The sequence below is a fragment of the Halothece sp. PCC 7418 genome (genome assembly GCF_000317635.1).
Lineage (GTDB): Bacteria > Cyanobacteriota > Cyanobacteriia > Cyanobacteriales > Rubidibacteraceae > Halothece.
Map to the genome: position 1 here is coordinate 1,706,193 of NC_019779.1, position 19,999 is coordinate 1,726,191.

Genomic DNA, 19,999 nt, shown 5'->3' on the forward strand with positions numbered 1-19,999 from the left:
ATTAGTGGAAAAGGAAAAGTTAGCGTGATAGATGAAACAGAATTACTTAATATAGCACTTAATAATCTTAGAAAAGTTTTAGCATTTAATCCCTACAAAAGTTATCCAAATGTTAATAGTCGAGAAGATTTTCAAAATTTAATAGCATCAGATCCTGCATTTGGAATCTTAGGATTAGATGATGAAAGATATATTATCGCTAGAGTTGGAGGTAATTTAGTTACTTCTTTACATCGTAAACTGGGCGATATGTATCAAGCTCTATTTAGTTACCTTTTGAAAGAAACATTTGATTTGAATGAAAATGATCTACATTTTAGTGTAGAAGTTCAAATTGGCGATCGCGCTCAAATTCGCTCTACTGATGGACTCATTCCGAAAAATAAATTTAATCCACGGATTCCTCAAACCTGGAGAAACTATCAAGGAATTGGTTTTGAAGTTCGCTCTTGTTATCAAATCGGTGATTCAAAAAGAATTCAAGCAGATTACGATATGTCCCTTGCTTTAAAGTCTTACAAAATTCTCCCGATTATGTTAATTTTCTGCGATACTTCACTAAAAAGTCCAATAACAAGATTATCCAAAAGCTGGGAACTATATGAAGGAATGAGTAGCTTTGACTTAGTGGAAATAATCACTGGTTTTAATCTCTATAACTTCTTAGAGAATAATTCTTCTCTTTTTCAGCAAGAAGTAGATCAAATTTTATCTAACCTCTAATCAAAATTGCAGTTTCGTAAAGACGTTTTCTTCCGCCTCGCTTGCGAAAAGAAACAATTTTTTCTACTTCAAATCCTTCATGTCTGAAAAGTTTCCCTAAAATAGATTCGGTAAAAATTTCCACTCCTGAAAGTCGAGAATTTCCCACAACATAAGCTCCCCGAAACTCCTCGGCTTTAACTTCCTTTAAACTTTTAATATGTTTCCACATATCAATAAAATATTTCGTTGCATAGTTACACATTAAAATACTTTTATCCTTCAATTCTTCATAATAACAAAGATATGTTTGAAGCTCAGGGGGAACAGTAATTAATTCACTTTGTAAGTTAGAAGTGGCTTTTCCCCAAGTCCCACCAACTGCATTTAAATCAATTTCAGTCGCTTCTTGAACTCGGCTTAAAACTTCCATAAAATAAAGTTGTGGTCTGGTTTGATGAACATAGCTATAACGATTAGGATAAGGAGGTGATGTAATGACAAAATCAGCGCAAGTATCAATTTGTTGCCTTAAATTATTCGTTGCATTTCCTAATTTAACTTGTCCAAGTTCTGAATATGAAATTTCTTCTCGGTTTAAACTGCTCAAATCTTCTAAGACTACCCTTAGGTTTTTATTAAGTTCATCTAAAACATTGATTTTTCTAGTATGATTATCATCGAAGGTAATTGTCGGATGATTTCTATGAATATTTGCACAATCTAAACAGGTATTATTGACAGCAACCCATAAATAATCTTGAATAGATAAGTATTTTGAATCTAACATTACTTCACGACAAATTAGCAAATTTTTGAGAACATCTTTTTTCCACCAGCGAAAAACATTGTGAATAATTGGGAGGTTTGTTTTCAAAAGACTGACTACAGTTTCAATTGATTCTTCTTGATATTGGGTGATTAAATTAGAAACTTCATTGAAATAGTTATCAAACTGATCAAGACTATTCAGATCCCATCTGAGAGATTTATCCGTAACTTGTTGCAATAAAGGATTAATTTCAAGACCAAGGGTTTTGATTCCGTGCTTTTGACATTCGATGGAGGTTGTTCCTTTCCCACTAAATGGATCAATAACAAAATGTTCTCTTGTAATGTTCCATTTTTGAATTAAATATCTCACTAAAGCAGGAGAATAGCTAGGAGTAAGACGATACCATCGATGAATTGATTCTTGTTGTCCTGCTTTAAAGGTAATATCACCGATATCTACTTCTTCATATTCAAAGCCAGACTCTCGAATCGTCTCATAAAAATCTCTTTGAGTCTGATCGATATTTGTTTGAAATAGTGAAAGTTGTTGAAACATTGCTACAATTTTAAGATAAGGTGTTTAAATATAACATACCTCATTTCCTAAGTCTCTTTCATGGAGTTAGGTTGAATTGATCCTAACTAAAACTATAATAATTGATGGTCTATTTATTAACGATGCTACCTGTTAAAGACGCAGAAAATCTTATTTTAAACACAATCGAACCCTTAACAGAAACTGAACCAGTTACGCTTGATGCAGTTGCGGGGAGGATTCTCGCTCAAGCTGTTACCAGTGAGTTAGACTACCCCCATGAGGATAATTCGGCGATGGATGGCTATGCAGCGCGATCGCGCGATCTCTCTTCCGCAAGCCCTGATCAACCCGTCACTTTAGAAATTATAGAAGAAATCCCAGCAGGTGTTTCCCCCCGTCACCCGTTACAAACTGGACAAGCAGCCCGCATTTTTACGGGTGGTATTTTACCCCTTGGTGCGGATACGATTGTCATGCAAGAAGATACCCAGAAAGACGGGAATCAGGTTAAAATTTTCTCGGCTGCAACTGTGGGACAATTTATTCGGAAGCAGGGAAGTTTCTATCAGTCAAAACAGCCTTTATTACCCTCTGGAATTAAGATTAGTGCGCCAGAAATTGCGGTTTTAGCAGCGATGCAATGTCGAGAAATATCAGTCTATTGTCCGCCAAGAGTGAGCATTTTTTCCAGTGGAAATGAGTTAGTTAATCCCGAAGATAAATTACAGCGCGGACAACTGGTGGACTCGAATCAATCTGCTTTAAAAGAATTAGTGAAAGCACAAGGGGCGGTTGCAATTCCGTTAGGGATTATTAAAGATGAACCAGACTTAATAAAAAGCGCGATCGCGCAAGCCATTTCTTCTTCTGATATCGTCATTTCAACAGGTGGCGTTTCCGTTGGCGACTATGATTACATCGAAAACATTTTAACTGAATTAGGGGGAACAATTCAGATTAATTCCGTTGCCATTAAACCAGGAAAACCGTTAACGTTTGCGACATTTCCTAATTGTTATTACTTTGGCTTACCCGGTAATCCTGTTTCTGCGCTGGTAACATTCTGGCGGTTTGTTGCCCCTGCAATTAAAAAATTGAGTGGACAAAAAAGTAATTTAACACCAACATTTGTCAAAGCAAAAACACAACAAGAATTACGATCAGGGGGGAAACGAGAGACTTATTTATGGGGAAAAATAGAAGCCATTGCAGGAGAGTATGAATTTCACGTTGCTGGCGGAAGTTATAGTTCTGGTAATTTAATTAATCTGGCTCAAACCAATGCGTTAGCTATTCTTCCTATTGGAACAAAATTTATTTCTGCACAAGAAACAGTAGAAGTTATGCTAATTTCATAAGTCCACCAGTGACCAGTTACCAGTGACCAGTTACCAGTGACCAGTTACCAAATAATATAAGACTAATGACTAATGACTAATGACCAATGACCAATGACTAATGACTAATGACCAATGACTAATGACCAATGACTAATGACTAATGACTAATGACCAATGACTAACTTAATCTTATTTTGGCATCGCCGAGACTTACGCCTTGATGATAATATTGGACTGAATGAAGCGCAACAACACTCAAACAAAATTGTTGGTGTGTTCTGTTTTGATCCGAAACTTTTGCAGTCCGATCAAGTTGCACCTGCTAGAATAAAATATCTACTCGGATGCTTAAAAGAATTAGCAGCAGGCTATAAAAAAGCAGGAAGCGAATTATTATTTTTACAAGCTGATCCAGTAACAGCAATTCCTAAATTAGCAGAAACTTTAAACGCCAGTGCTGTCTTCTGGAATCATGATGTTGAGCCTTATGGGAGAAAGCGCGATCGCGCAGTACAATCAGCATTAGAGGCAAAAAACATTCCTGTCCATACCGTTTGGGATCAACTCCTCCACGCCCCCGGTGAGATCCTAACGAAAGGAGAAGATCCCTATAAAGTTTACACGCCCTTCTGGAAAAATTGGCAAAAACAGCCCAAAGCCGAACCCGTTGGGCAAATTCGACATTTAACGGGTTTAACCGACTCAGAACAGGCAAAAAGTGCAACTGTAGGAAAAATTTCTCTGCCTACCCTAAACGATTTAGGCTTGACTTGGGACAACGACCTCCCGCTTCTACCAGGAGAAACCGCAGCCAGAGAAAGACTCGAACAATTCTGCGATCGCGCAATTTTAGATTACGATCAAAATCGCAATTATCCCGCAATCGATGGCACATCTGTCCTCAGTGCAGCTTTAAAGTTTGGCGCAATTAGCATCCGAGAAATCTGGCAAACCACCGTTACTCTCTGGGAAGATACCCGTAGTGATGAGGCACGAGACAATATTACCGCTTGGCGACAAGAACTGGCGTGGCGAGAGTTTTATCAACACGCGCTGTATTTTTTCCCAGAATTAGCAGACGGGCCCGATCGTGATCAATTTAAAGATTTCCCGTGGGATAATAATCCTGATCATTTCCAAGCCTGGTGTGACGGCAAAACGGGCTATCCCATCGTTGATGCAGCGATGCGCCAACTGAATACAACAGGCTGGATGCACAACCGTTGTCGCATGATTGTAGCAAGTTTCCTCACGAAAGACTTAATTATCAATTGGCAATGGGGAGAAAAATATTTCATGCAAACCCTCTTTGATGGCGACTTAGCTGCCAATAATGGCGGTTGGCAATGGAGTGCGTCTAGTGGCATGGATCCCAAACCCTTACGCATTTTTAATCCAGCCTCTCAAGCACAAAAATTTGATCCTGATGGGGAATATATTCGCTATTGGCTACCCGAGTTAAATGCGCTAGATACAGGCGACTTACTCACAGGAAACATCTCTCCCCTCGAACGAGAAAACCTCGGTTATGTTCAGCCCATCGTCGATCATAAACAACAGCAACGAGCATTCAAGCAACGCTATCAACAGCAAAAAGAACAAAGCTGAAAATCAGATTAAAATCCAGTTAATTTTCAGGAAAGTTTGTAATTTAGCTTACAATGTGATCAGCTAAACAATTTTAAGCTAAATCAAAATTAACTTGATTGCTCTAGCCAGTCCTTCTGGCTAATTTGTTGCAGGTACATCGTGATATCTGCTTTTATAGTTTATGTCGTGTGAGGATTTTTAATTGTGACTCAATCTTGGAGAAAATTTTTCATCGCTGCTCCCTCAATTTTGGGAGTATTTGCCATGGGGCAAACCGCTCTTGCCAATGAAACCCCATCCCAAACACAACTTTTGGATCAAGTGGAAACCTATCACAACGGTGGGGCAAGTTTGAATCAAGTTAATAGCGTATTCCAACTGCGAGATGTCTCCCCTGGCGATTGGGCATTTGAGGCCCTGCGAAACTTAGTGGAACGTTATGGTTGTATTGCGGGTTATCCCGATGGCACGTATCGCGGAAACCGAGCACTCACTCGTTATGAATTTGCTGCGGGATTAAATGCTTGTTTACAACAAATTGAACGTCTGATTGCTGCCAATAGTGGCGGTGACGTGACTCGTGAAGACTTAGCGACCCTACAACGGTTAACCCAAGAATTTGAAGCCGAACTTGCCACTTTAGGCACTCGGGTGGATAACCTAGAAGGCAGGGTTGGTTTCTTAGAAGATAATCAATTTTCCACAACCACTAAACTGAATGGCAGTGTCGTTTTTGACTTAGCTGTAGCAGGCGGTGACGAAAAAGCCGTTGCTGCACCTGAACAAAACATTTCTCCGAGCATCTTTGGAGAAGAAGGAGGCGATGTTGATGAAGGCGTGCAGTTCACCAACCGTGTCCGCATGAACTTTGATAGCAGTTTTACAGGACGAGACCGTTTGCGAACGCGGTTAGAATTCTCTAATAACTTTACTCTTGGGAGTGCGACAGGAGCACAAGCAGCAGCTCGTAACCTCACCGCAGGGAACAGAGATAGCATTGAAATCGACCAATTAATGTATAGTTTTCCCATTGGCGATAATATTGTTGGTCATGTGGGCGCAACTGGCGTTTTAGTTGATGATATCTTTGATGCGGGTTCTACTGCTTCCTTTGCTTACGGCTCGATCAACCTCTTTACTGCATACAACAACCTCATCTATGATGTGAGCGCTTCTGACGGAGCCGGTTTTGGGGCAAACATTACCTTAAACGACCTGATACAAGTCGATTTAGGGTACTTCACCCCAGGAGGTGTAACCAGTAATCCAGACGAAGGGATTTTTGGAGGTGACTATTCCGCAGGGGCGCAATTAGGATTTGATTTTGGTGACCTTGACCTGTCTTTGGCTTACCTGCATAGTTATCAGTCTGGAAGAAGATTCTTTGATCTTTCTGGGTTTGTTGGTAGCCCTGCTGCAGCATTTCCCTTTTTAGTGGATACTGATGGGGATGGCTTGCGAGACACAAGACGGGCTAACTCTGCTGATCATTTCGGTGTACAAGCAAATTGGCGGGTTAGTGACGGCTTTAGCATCGGTGGCTATTTTGGCTTAGTCGATGCCCAAACTGAACAAGGACCCGATGGTGAGGCGCAACTGGTCAATTGGCTGGTCAACACCTCTTTTCCAGACTTAGGAAAAGAAGGCAGCGTCTTCATTCTTGCCTTTGGTCAACCCCCGAAACTCACCGATTCTGAGGGATCAGCCGTTCCAGAAGATCCTGATACAGGATATTTGTTGAATGCAGAATACCAATATCCGATCAATGACAATATCAGCATTGTGCCTGGGGTGAATGTTTTATTTAACCCTGACCACAATGAGGATAATGACACGGTTTATGTCGGTCGTTTACGGACACTGTTTAGCTTCTAGGGGGTTATCGGGTGGGCTTGACCCACCCAGCGAGATCTGATTACAACCCAGGTGTGGTTTGGGTAAATAAAGCAGTGAAATCAGTGGTTACTTCTTCTGGAGAGGCTGCTTCCGAAACCACATCAAACGCCTTATTTCGGGCTTCTGGAATCATTAGGGCTTGCACAATCAACTCTGCAACATCTTCTCGGGGAATGGTTGGAGACTCACGGTTAAGCAGCGTATCATGTTTTCCCACTAATAATTTCCGTTGTCCACCAGGTTCATTAATTAATCCCCCAGCACGAACAATCGTATAATCAATTCCCGAATCAATCAGGTATTCTTCTGCTGTTCTTTTCCAGATTAAAATATTGCCATTGCCCAGTTTATTCAGGGGATGATTTTCGTTGGTTCCCCCCATCGACCCCATTAAAATAATATGGTCAACGCCAGCTTCTTGCGCGAGATCAATTTGATTGACTTGTCCTTGATAATCAATGATTTCTGGGGTTGCATCTTCAGGATACATAAACTCAGGACGCTCTCCCTCTTTGGGCGGTTCTTTCATTTGCGGGACTGCACTGGTAACAATAATTAGGACGTGGCAATTTTGAATCGCAGGTTCAAGAGAATTTTTATCTCTAATATCACCAATATAAACGCCTTCCGACGAACCAAATATTTCTTTGATTTTTGCTTCTGATCGGGCAAAACCAAAAGCATTTAAGTCTGGATTTTGGCGTAATTTTTTCAGGACGATCGAGCCAGTTCTTCCAGTTGCTCCAGTTACTAAAACGTTTGTGTTAGTCATTTGATAGTTAAATCAGTTCAATTAATTTATAATGTAACCTGATTTCAGGGGCTTTTTGATGAGCCTGTCTTGCAAACGCCTCACCCATTCTTTGACGGCGTTCGTCAATCGCTTCAACGTCGCTGGAATAATTGAACCGCACTGGATGAAAACGTTAAAGCAAAGATTGAATGATTTTAATTGCGCCATCAGCATCATGGGCACAATAAACCTGTTGCGGACTTAAGGATTGAAAAAATTGGATTCCTGTCTCAGAATGATTGAGTAAAATAACAGGTTTACCGTTTTTCAAAGCAAGGGCAACTTCGGAAGCTGTTCCCATTCCCATGCCACAAGCGACAACCACGGCGCTGGAGAGGACATTAATATTATTCCGCGCATTTCCCATTTGTGTAAAAATTGCCAAATCCACAGCATCCGATATGCTAGTGTCATCAGCAGTGGGGAGAATGCCAAGGGTTAACCCATGGGCAGCTTTTGCCCCTTGGTTGGCAGCTTCCATCACACCTTGGTTTCGTCCTCCCGTGAGTAAAACCCAACCTTGTTGCGCGATCGCGCGGGCGAGTTCATAAGCGCATTCTTTGTCTGCTGTTGTTGCACCGTTTCCTGGTCCCATGATGCCAATGATGATTTTCCGCATTACTCAACCGGTCTGGTTACTGTGTCTGCTGTTACTATTATTACTGGTTTTGATTCCTCATTTCAGTAACGCCCAAAGTATCGGTTTAGAGTCTCGCATTTCTCGCATCGAAACGGAACTTTTCCAAGTGCGATCGCGCCTTTCTAACTTAGAATCACAAGTTTCTCGGGTCGATCAACCCTCTCCCCCAACTTCTCCTTCACCCACCCCACAACCGCCTACTCCTCGCCAACCAACTATTCCTCCTTCTCCAGAAATGTTTGATCGCCTAGCCACTCTCGTGATCGAATTAAAAGAAAGAGTACAAACCCTAGAAGAAAAAGTTGCTGCTTTAGAAGAAAAACCAAACCAAACATGATAATGAATAATTCCCAATCTACCCTTTCTGTCGAGGATCAAAAACAAGCACAAACGGTTTTAGACTTCTGGTTTGGTTCGCCAGACGATGACCATTATGGCAAACCTCGTCAAGAATGGTTTATTAAAAATCCAGAGTTTGACCAACAAGTGCGATCGCGCTTTTGGTCTCTTTATGAACAAGCAGCCCAAGGAAAACTCGACGCTTGGAAACACACACCAGAAACTTGTTTAGCCTTAATTATTCTCTTGGATCAATTTCCCCGTAACTTATTCCGAGGCGATCCGAGAATGTTTGAAACTGATCAAAAAGCCTTATCATTCGCAAAATATGCACTGAAACAAGACTATGATCGACAACTTTTAAATGTGCAGCGTTGGTTTATTTATCTTCCCTTTGAACATAGCGAAGATTTGGAAATGCAATATCGAGCGATTAGTCTTTTTTCGCGATTAAAAGATGATCCCGACAGTGAAAGTACCATCGACTATGCGGAACGCCATCTGAAAGTGATTGAAAAATTTGGACGCTTTCCCCATCGGAATGCGATTTTAGGGCGAGAAAGCACTCCCGAAGAAATTGCTTTTCTCGAACAACCTAGGTCATCTTTTTGAGCCAAATCTAGCAAATAGCACGGTAAGATAGGGGGAGTAAACCCTCATCTCGTAACAATTTATGTTTATTGCCGGATTATATTTAGCTTTAGGCGGACTCTATCTCCTGATTATTCCCCTGATGACTTACTTTTATCTCCAGCAACGTTGGTATGTTGCTGGATCTTGGGAACGGACTTTTATGTATTTTCTGGTGTTTTTCTTCTTTCCAGGCTTACTGCTACTGAGTCCGTTTCTCAACTTCCGTCCCAAACGCCGAGAAGTGAAAAGCTAAGACATCTTGAGGAATTATTAATGCGACGAATAGACGCGATCGCGATTACAGTTGGTGTTTTTATCGCAGGCGGTGTCGCCTATCTGCTACTGCGCGTGTTTGGCTTGAGTTCCCAAAATGCAGGGGTATGGAGTCAAGCCTTACTCGTGGCGGGCTTAGTTGGTTGGGTGAGTACCTATTTATTTCGGGTATTCACCCAAGAGATGACTTATAATAAACAACTCCAAGACTATGAAGATGCAGTGCTGCAAAAACGATTAGAGGAAATGACCCCTGAAGAGTTAGCACAACTGCAAAAAGAGGTGGAAGCGGAAAAAGCAGCAGAATCTTCCGCCAGTGAAAAATCTGAAGATAACAAGCCATCATGAAAACCGTTTCCCAATGTTTCCAGACTCTCCGTCAAGAAGGAAAATGTGCCTTAATCCCGTTTCTCACTGCGGGTGATCCCGATTTAGACACAACGGTGAAAGCCCTCGAACGATTAGATCGCGCAGGTGCGGATTTAATTGAGTTAGGAGTTCCCTATTCCGATCCCTTAGCCGATGGTCCCGTGATTCAAGCAGCAGCCACTCGCGCGTTAAAACAAGGGGTAAAGTTGGGAAATGTTTTGGAAGTGGTGGAAACCGTGCGTGATCAGGTGCAAGCACCAATTGTCTTGTTCTCTTACTATAATCCCATTTACCATCAGGGGGTGGATGCTTTTCTTTCACGGGTGGCGCAAGCGGGAGTGAAAGGATTAGTGATTCCAGATATTCCTGTAGAAGAAGCGGAAACGGTTTTCAATCCTGCCCAAGATTACGGGATTGAAGTCACCTTATTGGTTGCGCCCACTTCTCCCAAAGAACGTATCAGCGCGATCGCGCAACAATCCCAAGGGTTTATTTATTTAGTCAGTGTGACTGGGGTAACGGGGACTCGCACGGAAGTGGGGTGGCGCGTGAAGGAATTATTACCTCTGTTACGCAGTGTGACCGATAAACCAGTTTGTGTGGGCTTTGGGGTATCGCAACCGCAACACGCTCAACAGATTCGAGAATGGGGCGCAGATGGCGTGATTGCGGGAAGTGCGTTTGTGCGTCGGTTAGCCGATGCAGAGTCTCCAGAAGCTGGGTTAGACGAGTTAGAAACGTTTTGTCGGAGTCTCAAAGCTGCAATTTAGGTTTGTTATTGGTTCTTTGAATAGTGATAAATTAACCGTATCGAGGCTGAGAAGATTATTCCCATGAGTTACGCGATCGCGCTGAAGCAAGAGGAACAGTACCGCACCTACATCTTATCTGATGAAGAGCAACAAACCCGCTTAGAAATTGTCCCCGAAAGAGGCGGTGTTGTCACCAGTTGGCGCATTCAAGGACAAGAAATTTTTTATATGGATTGGGATCGTTTCCAAGATCCAGAAAAAAGTGTGCGGGGCGGGATTCCCATTCTCTTCCCCATTTGTGGCGATTTACCTGAAGATCGTTACACCCATGAGGGAAAAGAATATAGTCTGAAACGCCATGGTTTCGCCCGGGATTTACCGTGGGAAGTCACCGCACAAGAAACCGAAAATGATGCAGCGTTAACCTTTGTTCTCAAAAGTAACGATGAAACCAGAGCGGTTTATCCCTTTGATTTTGAACTAACTTTTACCTATCGTCTCCAAGACAACACACTTACCCTTGATCAAACCTATCGCAACTATTCGAGTCAACCCATGCCCTTTTCCACAGGGTTACATCCTTATTTCTGGGTAACGGATAAAAATCAAATGCAACTGGATATCCCAGCCAGTCAATATAAAGATAACGTCAGTCAAGGAACTTATGATTACGAGGGTAAATTTGATCTCAATCAAGATGAAATTGATGCCCAACTGCGTCCTCTCTCTCGTCAAGTCACTGCATTAACGTTATTAGACCGCGGTTTTACCATTAAATTAAGGTTTTCTCCCGAATATACAACGGCTGTCTTTTGGACAGTAAAAGGAAAAGACTTTGCTTGTATTGAACCATGGACAGCCCCTCGCAATGCGCTGAATACAGGCGAAGATTTGTTAGTGATTCCCCCTTGGGAAAGCAAGGATTTACAAGTGGTGTTTGAGATTGATCCTTTAACAGACGTGAGCGAGAATTCCCCCACCTCTACGAAGTAGGTGGGGGACGGGGCTTATAAAGGGCGGAATGCGATTCCGCCCACAGCCCCTCATGAAAGCGAACTTCACAACGAAGCCCGATCAGTTAGTATTAGGGCTTGACAAACTTCGGTTGTTACTTTAGCCTAAACGTAGCTTACGTTATATTTACCGCTATGCTACGAGCAATTAAGGTTAGAGTAACCACAAACTAGCAAAAGCCATTTCTGATGTGAGTTGGGGAATGTTTGTTAACTTCTTAGACTATAAGCTCAAAGAAAAAGGTGGAGTTCTAGTCGAGATTGACAGATGGTTTCCCAGTTCTAAACTCTGCTCTCACTGTCATTATGAATTAGAAAGTCTAACCCTAGATGTTAGGGAATGGACTTGTCCTCAATGTGGCACTTATCATGATCGTGACGAGAATGCAAGTGCCAATATAAGAGCAGAGGGAATCAGAATGCTTTCCGTCTCTGGAACGGGGACGGCTGCGATAGGAGGGGATAGAAGTCCTAAACTTGGTCGAAAGGTCAAGTTTGGGCATTCCCCTACGAGTATCGAAGCCCCAACCTCGATGAACGCAGGTTGGGGTAGTTCACGATGAAGGGTGCTGTTGGTTAATGAAGAGGATAGAAGAACAACGTGGTGGAATCGCTTAAAATTGGTCTGTTAGGTTTGGGAACAGTGGGAACCGCCACTGCTAGTATTTTACTGTCTCCAGAATCCCGTCATCCCCTACTCAAATCAATTGAAATTGCTAAAGTTGGCGTAAAAACAGTTGATAAACGTCGGGGGGTTGACTTTCCAGAGGGAGTGCTAACAACTGATTTAGAAGGTATTATCAGCGACCCCGAGATTGATATTGTTGTGGAATTGATGGGAGGATTAGAACCGGCGCGATCGCTGATCCTCAAAGCCATTACAAATGGTAAACATATTGTTACCGCCAACAAAGCCGTGATTTCTCGCTACGGAGAAGAAATTTATCGCGCTGCAGACACTAAAGGGGTCTATGTTCTCATTGAAGCAGCGGTTGGGGGCGGAATTCCCGTAATTCGTCCCTTACAACAAGCCCTCAGTGTCAACCAGATTCAAAGCATTTTAGGGATTATTAACGGTACAACCAACTTCATTCTCACGAAAATGACAGCAGAAGGAAGTGATTTTGCTGATGTTCTCACAGAAGCGCAAGAATTGGGTTATGCAGAAGCGGATCCCAGTGCGGATGTAGATGGCTATGATGCTGCGGATAAAATTACCATTCTTGCAACGTTAGCCTTTGGTCAACAGGTCAATTTAGATCAGGTTTCTTGTGAAGGGATTCGCCAAGTGAGTGCGGTGGATATCCAATATGCTAAACAGTTAGGCTTTGAAATTAAACTCCTCGCGATCGCGCAACAAGAAGAAAAAGGCTTACAAGTCAGAGTTCATCCCACTCTTGTTCCCAAAAGTCACCCGCTAGCGAGTATTGATGGGGTCAACAACGCCGTTTTACTGGAAGGAGATCCCATCGGACAAGTGATGTTCTATGGTCCAGGTGCAGGCGGTGGCGCAACTGCAAGCGCCGTGGTGTCTGATGTTTTAAACATTGCTGCAATGCTGACAACCAACGGTAGCGTCAATCCTCTGATGAAAATTCCTCAACATCCCAGCAGCGAACTGGTTTCTATTGCAGAATTAGTGACTCGTTTTTATGCTCGTATTATCTGCGTGGATCGACCTGGTGTGATTGGTAATTTGGGAACCTGCTTTGGCAAAAATGATGTCAGTTTAGAATCAATTGTTCAAATTGACTTTCAAAATGGTATGGCGGAAATTGTAGTTGTCACTCATAACGTGAAGGAAGAAAACTTCCGTCAGGCTCTAGCACAAATTCCGCAATTAGAAGCCATTGATCAAATTGAAATTCCCAGTGTTTTAAGAGTTTTAAGAGAGTAATTCTAGTTCACTAAAAGCCCAAAAGCGACGCTCTAAACACTCTAAAATCGCCAGCCGATCGCGCTCATACCAGAGGCTAGAATTAATCTGATAACGCCCGTTTTTTCGCATCAATTTCACGCCAATTAGATGCAGCAATTGACGGAATAACGAAATCGGTTTCTGGTCATCTGTGTTTAAATTGAGCTTGCGATCAATCCCCAAAGCATGAGTTTTTTCGGATAACTGTTTGAGATCAAGAGACTGATTCGTCCAAGTTTTTTCTAAGTCTAGAAATTGCGGTAAATTGAGACTAATGAGTCCTTGAATTATTGACCATTGCTGGTGCATTTCGCGGATCAAATTTTGTTCCATGGCGGAATACCAAACAGACCGGATCATCTGTTGAGCAATGTCGGGATGATGAATGAGCCAAAATCGTTCTTGTTTCGCAATAAAAGCGCGATCGTCGTATAAAACTCGCTTGATAAATTGGGGACTCCAAACTGATTTTTTCTCAATACCAGGCAGTTGTTTTCTTAACAGCTTGTGCATCATTTTCGCTTGTTGGTTATTGTCACTCCTTCCCCAATAAATCGCTTCTGCATTGGTAAATTTGACAGTTTCTTTTGCTGTTTTTTCTTGTTGTTTCGCAGCAGGACAACTGTCTAGGGTAACTAACTCCACCTGCTGACCCTGATGAATCAAAGCCTGATAAAGACAGTCCCACAAATGAGATTGTTCATAACCTTGAATCGCTTTCAAAACACAAAAAGTTTGATAATGACTGTCTTCCGTTACTATCCTTACATCTTGGATAAACTGTTCAACAACGGCTTTGGTTTCTTTCCCTTCTAATAAGGTATTTCCCGTTTGCACAATCAAGGCTTGCATAGCTTCCATTAACGATTCTGGAAACTGAAAACTGGGGGACTGATTTTTAACTTGTCCGTAACGAGAACACCACAACCAACGGGTTAATTTCGGATCGCGCACCCGACTCATCATTTGTAATTGAGCATTGGTTTGTAAAATCCCAAAAAAGAGACAAAACTGATCGGTAAAATAATCTCGGATACTAATATCAACCCCAGCTTCTGCTGCGGGGGTATAAATCAGATAGTCGGGACAAACCATTTCAATATAACAATTCGGATCTTTCAGAAAAGTTTGAATTTCCTCATTAGCAATGGTTTTAGAATCAATCCGCAGTCCTTGTTTTCCTGTTTGCGATAATAATTGATCTAGGGCTTCTGCTTCCAGTTGGCTATCCGTACAAACAACGGGTTTAGCAGAAACTTCTGATAATTGTTCAAGTAATGGAGAGCGATCGCTGCTTTTTCCTTTTCCGTTTTCATCGCGACTTTCTTGGAGAATTTTTACGGTAAACGGTTCACTTTGATAACGATTTTCGACCTTCACTAAGGGACGCGCTTTCCCTGCTAAAGTATGGAGATAATCCACACACCAATCCGTTAGCATTCCATCTAAACAAAAAACTCGTTTTGCTTGCTGTAGGGCTTGAGAAAACCGTTGAATAATTTCCTCTCGTTTCTGTTTCAACGTTTCTCCCATTAACAAATGCGTCACCACAGCAATCGCTTCGTCAATGATGATATTTTTCCCCGCAAAGTCTTCTGGAGAAAAATGATGCAAACTATCCACACATAACGCCAGTTGTGAACTGGGAACTGAAATTAAATCAAACGCTTGTTCGGTTTGTAAATGAATAAAGCCCCAGCGTTGACAAGATTGCAGCAGTAAAGAATTACGATGTCCTAAGGCTAGCCATCCTTCCTCTCGCAACTCAGAAATCACCTTACTCAGCCAAGTGGTTTTCCCACTCCCTAAACTGGATTTAACCGCAAGAATGGTTCCTTTCTCTGGCGTTTCCCAGTCAAAATATTCTTGATTAATAATGTGGGTTGATTGATAGGTTTGATGTTGTCGAGAAGAATTTTTCGTTTCCAGTCCCGCTTCTGCTGCTAACTCCTCCACTAAGGAACGAAAGACTTTTCCTCTGGGTGTTCCATTTCCTCCCTGTAAAAAATGTCGATATTGAACCGCACCGCCTCCCACTTCACAGCCAAAACAATACCACTCTCCTGTATTCGGATTTAAACTAAACGCTGTCCCACTTTGGGATTGATGACGGGGACAATACCCGCGCCAGGTTTCCCCAAATTCCTGAAACTGGTGTCCCGACCAATTGTAAATTTGTTCAATACTGAGACGCTGCGTGGCTTCTTGCAGTCGAAAACTCAACTCATGATTCCCCTTAACCTCACTGGGGAATGGACGTATCCCAGATGTCATGACATGATGACTTTTTTGAGCTTGGGGTTGAGTCTGGCGGATGAGAAAATCACAAAGCCAAGTTGGCGCGATCGCGACCGCTTTTGCTTCTGGTGCAACTAGCCAGCGATAATGACCTGTTTCCCGATGAAATGAGGGGGGAAGAACGGATTGATGCTGATTATAGCGAAATTCGAGTAATTCTCCTGCACGGGTCGTAAAATTCTCCCACTGGGTAACAGTTTTCCGACGAAACAACTGCAACTTCTCTTGCTCGGAAGCGGGAACTTGATATAGCAGTTGACGGCGACCCGATTTTCCTGATGTCCAAGAGACGGTTTCGGGAAGTGGCGTTTCCGCAAGATTCGTTAATAATTCTTCCGCACTACTCCCATCTACATCAACAGCGAGTAACCCCCCAGAGACATCCCCCAAACGTAACCCATAACCCGAACAAAACGCATGATAAGGTTGACCCGTGCGTTTACTGATTCGTTTTTCTCCCCGCTTCAGGAGATCAGCAATTTGGTAATGAGGAATAAAGGCTTCATTTTGCCATCCGTCTCGATAAGGGCGTTTTTCCCACAAGGGTGTTAAACTCCAGTGAGACGGTAAAACCGCAAGGGCTTCCACGAGTTGTTCAGCATTAGGAACGGGTTGAAACGGAGTCCAATCAAGCATTGGGAAAAGTAGATCGTCACGACAGTATCCAACAGGAGACTAACTACTATAGCGAATCCTGATGTTAGAGTGCTAGGGAAAAGGCAACAAGAAATTTTCCCTCACCCACACTCTTGTTCAAGCCAAGATTGGGCTAAGGCTATAGCTTCCCGTGGGGTTTTGATTTTCCCTTCAATGACAGCAATTTGTAGTTCTGTGAGAAGTTCCCCAATTTGAGGAGAGGGGGATAGATCAAGCGATCGCAGCAAGTCTTTTCCTGTTACCAAAGGCTGCGGATACGCCACTGGGTCATTTGAGTTTAAATAGCGTTCAATGAGTGGTTGAACAGACTCAAGGCTTAACCCTTTCGCGATCGCAGTTAAAAGCACAACTGGAAACACTTTTCCCGCATCTTGGAAGAAAAAATATTGATCGCGCAGTGTCATTTCTGCAATGTTTTCTTCTAAGAGACGAGGAAGGAGATTTAAAGTATTCGTAACCGTCCGAATTTCCGCGCGAGAGTATTTCAAAGCCATCAGTTGGGCTTCTGCTTCTTCTGGAGAGGAGGAGACGAAACAGGCTAATTTTGCAAGGGCTTGTAACGAGTCTGATTCCCCACCGACATTATTGTCCCAAGTGGGGGGAAGGGAGGGAAACTGTTGGCTTAAGATTTCCTTGGCGGTATCGATTTGTTGGACTTTTTCTACACTTTCTTGAGTTAGATTCGGAAACCAAGGGGAAAGGACACCATCTTCCCAGGCTTGCTGTAAATAAAAACTCCCCTGAGATGTCGCGAGAAGATAAGAGAGTTCGGTTTGAATGCGTTCGGCTGCCACTGCTTGTAAACAGGGTGCAATCTCGCGGATGCTTTCACGGGTGCTTTCATCAATGGTAAAGGTCAGTTGACCCGCTTGTCGATAGGCGCGGAGTAAGCGTAGGGGATCATCTCGCAAGTTTTGCGGTGAAACCATTTTGATCACTCTGGCTTCTAAATCTTGTTTTCCCTGTAGCGGATCGATTAAGGTTTGCGATTGAAGATGATGCGCGATCGCGTTGATGGTAAAGTCTCGACGGTGTAAGTCTTGTTCTAAACTTTCCCCTTCAATTCTGGCAAAATCAACCGTTCCCTCTGCAAAGACAATTCTTGCCATATCTCGTTCTGCATCCAAGACCACAAACCCCGCCTGACAACGGTTTGCGATTTCACGCGCCAGTTCCACCGCCTGATCTTCTAGAATTAAATCAAAATCAAATGGGTCTCGTTGTCGATTTAATAGCGCGTCCCGAACTGTTCCCCCCACTAAACACGCATCCGCAGGAAGCCACGCTTGAGGAAATGGTAACTTTAAATGTGATAAGCGATCATTCATAAAACTGTTAACAAAAAACGAATCACCCACTATTCCTAAGCTAAACTAGCACTAAAAGTAAGCAGGGTGAAAAAGCATACTATGTGTATCTGTATTAACTGCCACTATGTCGATCGCTGCACGACTTATCATGCGGTAGAAACGCAGCACGAACAACCTCACCTTACGGATAATCCTGATTTTGAACCCGTTGAACCCACGGTTAACGTTAACATTCGTCCCCAAGAAGACTACATTGAAGTGGAATGGGATGTTGTCGGTTGTGAAAGTTTCCTTGAAGAAGCGGGGAAATGGGCAAAATTACGTCCTGGTGAACCCGTTCCCACTTAAGTTTCATTGAATCACTGATCAAGCGTTAAAGTTCCATCTTAAGCGATAGTCTTGTTGATTTTCGCAGGTAGTAGAATGGACATTTTAATGATTTTTTTGATCAGGATTGGGTGAAATGGGAAATTTAAAATCGGCAACAATGTGGTGCGCGATCGCGTTTGTTTTACTCTGGAATTCTGGCTTTATCGGCGCAGAATACGGTTTACCCTCTGCAGGAACATTTACGTTGTTATTCTGGCGATATCTAGTCTTAAGCCTGATCTTGTTCCTTTATCTCCAAGCAAGTCAACGTTTCTTCATTCCCGATCGCGCAACTGTTTTTCACACCGCATTAGTCGGCATTTTAGCCCATGGCGTTTGGCTGAGTTGTGTCCTCCTCGCTTTAGAACAAAATGTCCCCGCAGGAATTGTCGCGCTGGTGGTTGCCCTACAACCCCTTGTCACTGGGGCTTTCTCGGGAATTGTCGTTGGGGAACGGGTTAATTTTTGGCAGTGGTTGGGCTTAACCATTGGCTTTCTTGGGGTCGCGATCGCGGTGGGAACTCGAATCCAACTCAATAATGATGCTTCAACAATCGGTTATTTCCTGCCCTTTGGTTCTGTGATTGCCATTACGATTGCCAGCCTTTTACAACGCCGAAAAGAAATTTCACCAGAAGATCACACTCCCCTCACCGTGAGCCAAACCTTATTTTATCAAAGTCTTGCCACAAGTTTAATCCTATTTTTCCCCGCGATCGGGGTCGAGAAATTAACGATACAATGGAATCTGCCCTTCGTGGCAACTTTAAGCTGGCTGATTCTTGGAGTTTCCCTTGGTGCTTACGGTTTAATGTGGAAACTTCTTTCTGAGTTAGATGCCACACGAGTCGCGAGTTTATTTTATCTCGGTCCACCCGTTACCATGGGGATGGCTTGGCTTGCCTTTGGCGATATTCCACAACTCACGGATGTCATTGGTTTAGGAGTCGTGATTGTGGGCGTTTTCTTCGTACAACTGTCTAACAAGATTCGTTTGCAGAAGAAAATCAAGAGACAACAGAGAGATTAGAAGCTGTTTTCATTTAATTTTTGATACCCATCCTCAACAACCCCTTTTCCACGGAGAAAGCCTGTATTTGCCCCAGGACAAATATAGTTTAAAGTTTCAGAGGAAAATCGCGCTTGGAGTTTCTCAACATTTCTTAACTGTCTGCGCCAATGAAACGTTTTACGACTCACAATCGGGGTTAAATTTCCTTGCGGGTCAATTAACAAATGACGACCCGAAAATAAAACGCCACCGTGAAAAGGAACATAGAGACAAGAAGAGCCTGGAGAATAACCGCACGTCCACATTCCTGTTGCATCCCCAAGGTTAATTTCTTCTGCAAAAGAAGTTACTTTCACTTCGGGAAGCAAGTAGGCTTCCTGTTCTTGAACCATCACCTCACAGTCTAGATCAGATTGGAGTTGACGAACTCGACTCATCCCATCACGATGGGTCAGAAATAGCCAACGGACTCCACCCTGCTGCTGCAAAAATTCCTTAAAAACAGATTGTTGCGGGTCATTCCACACTGGACAATCCACTAAGATATTACCTTCATTGCCTAGAATGAAATAAGAGGTTCCCCCTAAAGTCTCTCGATTTGGAGGAAAGGCATAAATTCCTGTTAAGATTTCACGGGGAGGCTTTGGGGAGGTCGTCGTTACAGAAGACGAATTGTTGTTTGTATCAGCACACATGGGTCTAGAGTCTTGTCTGAGAAATCTGTGTCAGGATAGAAGCGGGACAACTAATGTAGCATAAACTCAGGAATTACGTCTTGTATTT

The 19,999-nt window shown here is 42.8% G+C and carries 19 protein-coding genes and 1 pseudogene; 14 read left to right on the forward strand and 6 right to left on the reverse strand.

Annotated elements, in window-relative coordinates; translation table 11 throughout:
• Positions 1-24 precede the first annotated feature (24 nt).
• Positions 25-723 (forward strand): hypothetical protein, encoded by a 699-nt coding sequence (locus tag PCC7418_RS07750; protein WP_015225622.1) that lies wholly within the window; start codon positions 25-27, stop codon positions 721-723.
• Here PCC7418_RS07750 and PCC7418_RS07755 read toward each other — a convergent pair.
• The gene (locus PCC7418_RS07755) at positions 713-2,032 is read right to left on the reverse strand and encodes a site-specific DNA-methyltransferase (protein WP_015225623.1); all 1,320 of its coding nucleotides are present in this window, start codon (positions 2,030-2,032) and stop codon (positions 713-715) included. The genes PCC7418_RS07750 and PCC7418_RS07755 overlap by 11 nt on opposite strands.
• Before the next feature lie 122 nt (positions 2,033-2,154).
• On the opposite strand from PCC7418_RS07755, the gene glp reads away from it, so the two are divergent.
• The 3 genes from glp (at position 2,155) to PCC7418_RS07770 (ending at position 6,819) form a co-directional block, all read left to right on the forward strand.
• On the forward strand, positions 2,155-3,372 hold the full coding sequence (glp, locus tag PCC7418_RS07760; RefSeq protein WP_041596526.1) for a gephyrin-like molybdotransferase Glp: 1,218 nt from the start codon (positions 2,155-2,157) through the stop codon (positions 3,370-3,372).
• 156 nt (positions 3,373-3,528) lie between these two features.
• Entirely contained in the window at positions 3,529-4,962 is a 1,434-nt protein-coding gene (locus PCC7418_RS07765) for an FAD-binding domain-containing protein (protein WP_015225625.1), read from the forward strand.
• 186 nt (positions 4,963-5,148) lie between these two features.
• Entirely contained in the window at positions 5,149-6,819 is a 1,671-nt protein-coding gene (locus tag PCC7418_RS07770) for an iron uptake porin (protein WP_015225626.1), read from the forward strand.
• 40 nt (positions 6,820-6,859) lie between these two features.
• Here PCC7418_RS07770 and PCC7418_RS07775 read toward each other — a convergent pair whose 3' ends face one another.
• Together PCC7418_RS07775 and PCC7418_RS07780 are read right to left on the reverse strand one after the other, a co-directional pair.
• Positions 6,860-7,612: an SDR family oxidoreductase gene (locus PCC7418_RS07775; RefSeq protein ID WP_015225627.1), complete on the reverse strand. Its 753-nt coding sequence runs from the start codon at positions 7,610-7,612 to the stop codon at positions 6,860-6,862.
• Between the two features lie 154 nt (positions 7,613-7,766).
• Positions 7,767-8,252, reverse strand: coding sequence for an LOG family protein (locus tag PCC7418_RS07780; protein ID WP_041596197.1), 486 nt, complete (start codon positions 8,250-8,252; stop codon positions 7,767-7,769).
• Between PCC7418_RS07780 and PCC7418_RS07785 the strand changes: the two genes are divergently transcribed.
• The 8 genes and pseudogenes from PCC7418_RS07785 to PCC7418_RS07820 all read left to right on the forward strand — a co-directional run bounded on the left by PCC7418_RS07785 (position 8,236) and on the right by PCC7418_RS07820 (position 13,549).
• A complete protein-coding gene (locus tag PCC7418_RS07785) occupies positions 8,236-8,610 on the forward strand; it encodes a hypothetical protein (RefSeq protein ID WP_015225629.1) in 375 nt (124 codons plus the stop codon). The genes PCC7418_RS07780 and PCC7418_RS07785 overlap by 17 nt on opposite strands.
• A 2-nt stretch (positions 8,611-8,612) precedes the next feature.
• Positions 8,613-9,224, forward strand: a complete 612-nt coding sequence (locus PCC7418_RS07790; RefSeq protein WP_015225630.1) for a DUF924 family protein — start codon at positions 8,613-8,615, stop codon at positions 9,222-9,224.
• A gap of 61 nt (positions 9,225-9,285) precedes the next feature.
• Complete coding sequence (ndhL, locus tag PCC7418_RS07795; protein WP_015225631.1) at positions 9,286-9,498, forward strand: NAD(P)H-quinone oxidoreductase subunit L; 213 nt, start codon at positions 9,286-9,288, stop codon at positions 9,496-9,498.
• Between the two features lie 20 nt (positions 9,499-9,518).
• A complete protein-coding gene (locus PCC7418_RS07800; protein WP_015225632.1) occupies positions 9,519-9,866 on the forward strand; it encodes a DUF3007 family protein in 348 nt (115 codons plus the stop codon).
• Complete coding sequence (gene trpA, locus PCC7418_RS07805; protein WP_015225633.1) at positions 9,863-10,657, forward strand: tryptophan synthase subunit alpha; 795 nt, start codon at positions 9,863-9,865, stop codon at positions 10,655-10,657. Before PCC7418_RS07800 ends, trpA begins: the two co-directional genes overlap by 4 nt.
• 63 nt (positions 10,658-10,720) lie before the next feature.
• Positions 10,721-11,632 (forward strand): aldose 1-epimerase, encoded by a 912-nt coding sequence (locus PCC7418_RS07810; protein WP_015225634.1) that lies wholly within the window; start codon positions 10,721-10,723, stop codon positions 11,630-11,632.
• A gap of 181 nt (positions 11,633-11,813) precedes the next feature.
• Positions 11,814-12,215: pseudogene (locus PCC7418_RS07815) on the forward strand (RNA-guided endonuclease InsQ/TnpB family protein); the annotation flags it as partial.
• A 38-nt stretch (positions 12,216-12,253) separates the two neighbouring features.
• Positions 12,254-13,549 (forward strand): homoserine dehydrogenase, encoded by a 1,296-nt coding sequence (locus PCC7418_RS07820; protein ID WP_015225635.1) that lies wholly within the window; start codon positions 12,254-12,256, stop codon positions 13,547-13,549.
• On the opposite strand, the gene PCC7418_RS07825 is transcribed toward PCC7418_RS07820, so the two are convergent.
• Both PCC7418_RS07825 and PCC7418_RS07830 read right to left on the reverse strand, forming a co-directional pair.
• The gene (locus PCC7418_RS07825) at positions 13,538-16,504 is read right to left on the reverse strand and encodes a plasmid replication protein, CyRepA1 family (protein ID WP_015225636.1); all 2,967 of its coding nucleotides are present in this window, start codon (positions 16,502-16,504) and stop codon (positions 13,538-13,540) included. The two genes, PCC7418_RS07820 and PCC7418_RS07825, sit on opposite strands and share 12 nt — an antisense overlap.
• 101 nt (positions 16,505-16,605) lie before the next feature.
• Positions 16,606-17,853, reverse strand: coding sequence for a CCA tRNA nucleotidyltransferase (locus PCC7418_RS07830; protein ID WP_015225637.1), 1,248 nt, complete (start codon positions 17,851-17,853; stop codon positions 16,606-16,608).
• An 81-nt stretch (positions 17,854-17,934) separates the two neighbouring features.
• Here PCC7418_RS07830 and PCC7418_RS07835 point away from each other — a divergent pair, with 81 nt between their 5' ends.
• Both PCC7418_RS07835 and PCC7418_RS07840 read left to right on the forward strand, forming a co-directional pair.
• Positions 17,935-18,183 (forward strand): Ycf34 family protein, encoded by a 249-nt coding sequence (locus PCC7418_RS07835; RefSeq protein WP_015225638.1) that lies wholly within the window; start codon positions 17,935-17,937, stop codon positions 18,181-18,183.
• 115 nt (positions 18,184-18,298) lie between these two features.
• The gene (locus PCC7418_RS07840; RefSeq protein ID WP_015225639.1) at positions 18,299-19,234 is read left to right on the forward strand and encodes a DMT family transporter; all 936 of its coding nucleotides are present in this window, start codon (positions 18,299-18,301) and stop codon (positions 19,232-19,234) included.
• On the opposite strand, the gene PCC7418_RS07845 is transcribed toward PCC7418_RS07840, so the two are convergent.
• A complete protein-coding gene (locus PCC7418_RS07845; protein WP_015225640.1) occupies positions 19,231-19,911 on the reverse strand; it encodes a hypothetical protein in 681 nt (226 codons plus the stop codon). The genes PCC7418_RS07840 and PCC7418_RS07845 overlap by 4 nt on opposite strands.
• Positions 19,912-19,999: the final 88 nt, after the last annotated feature.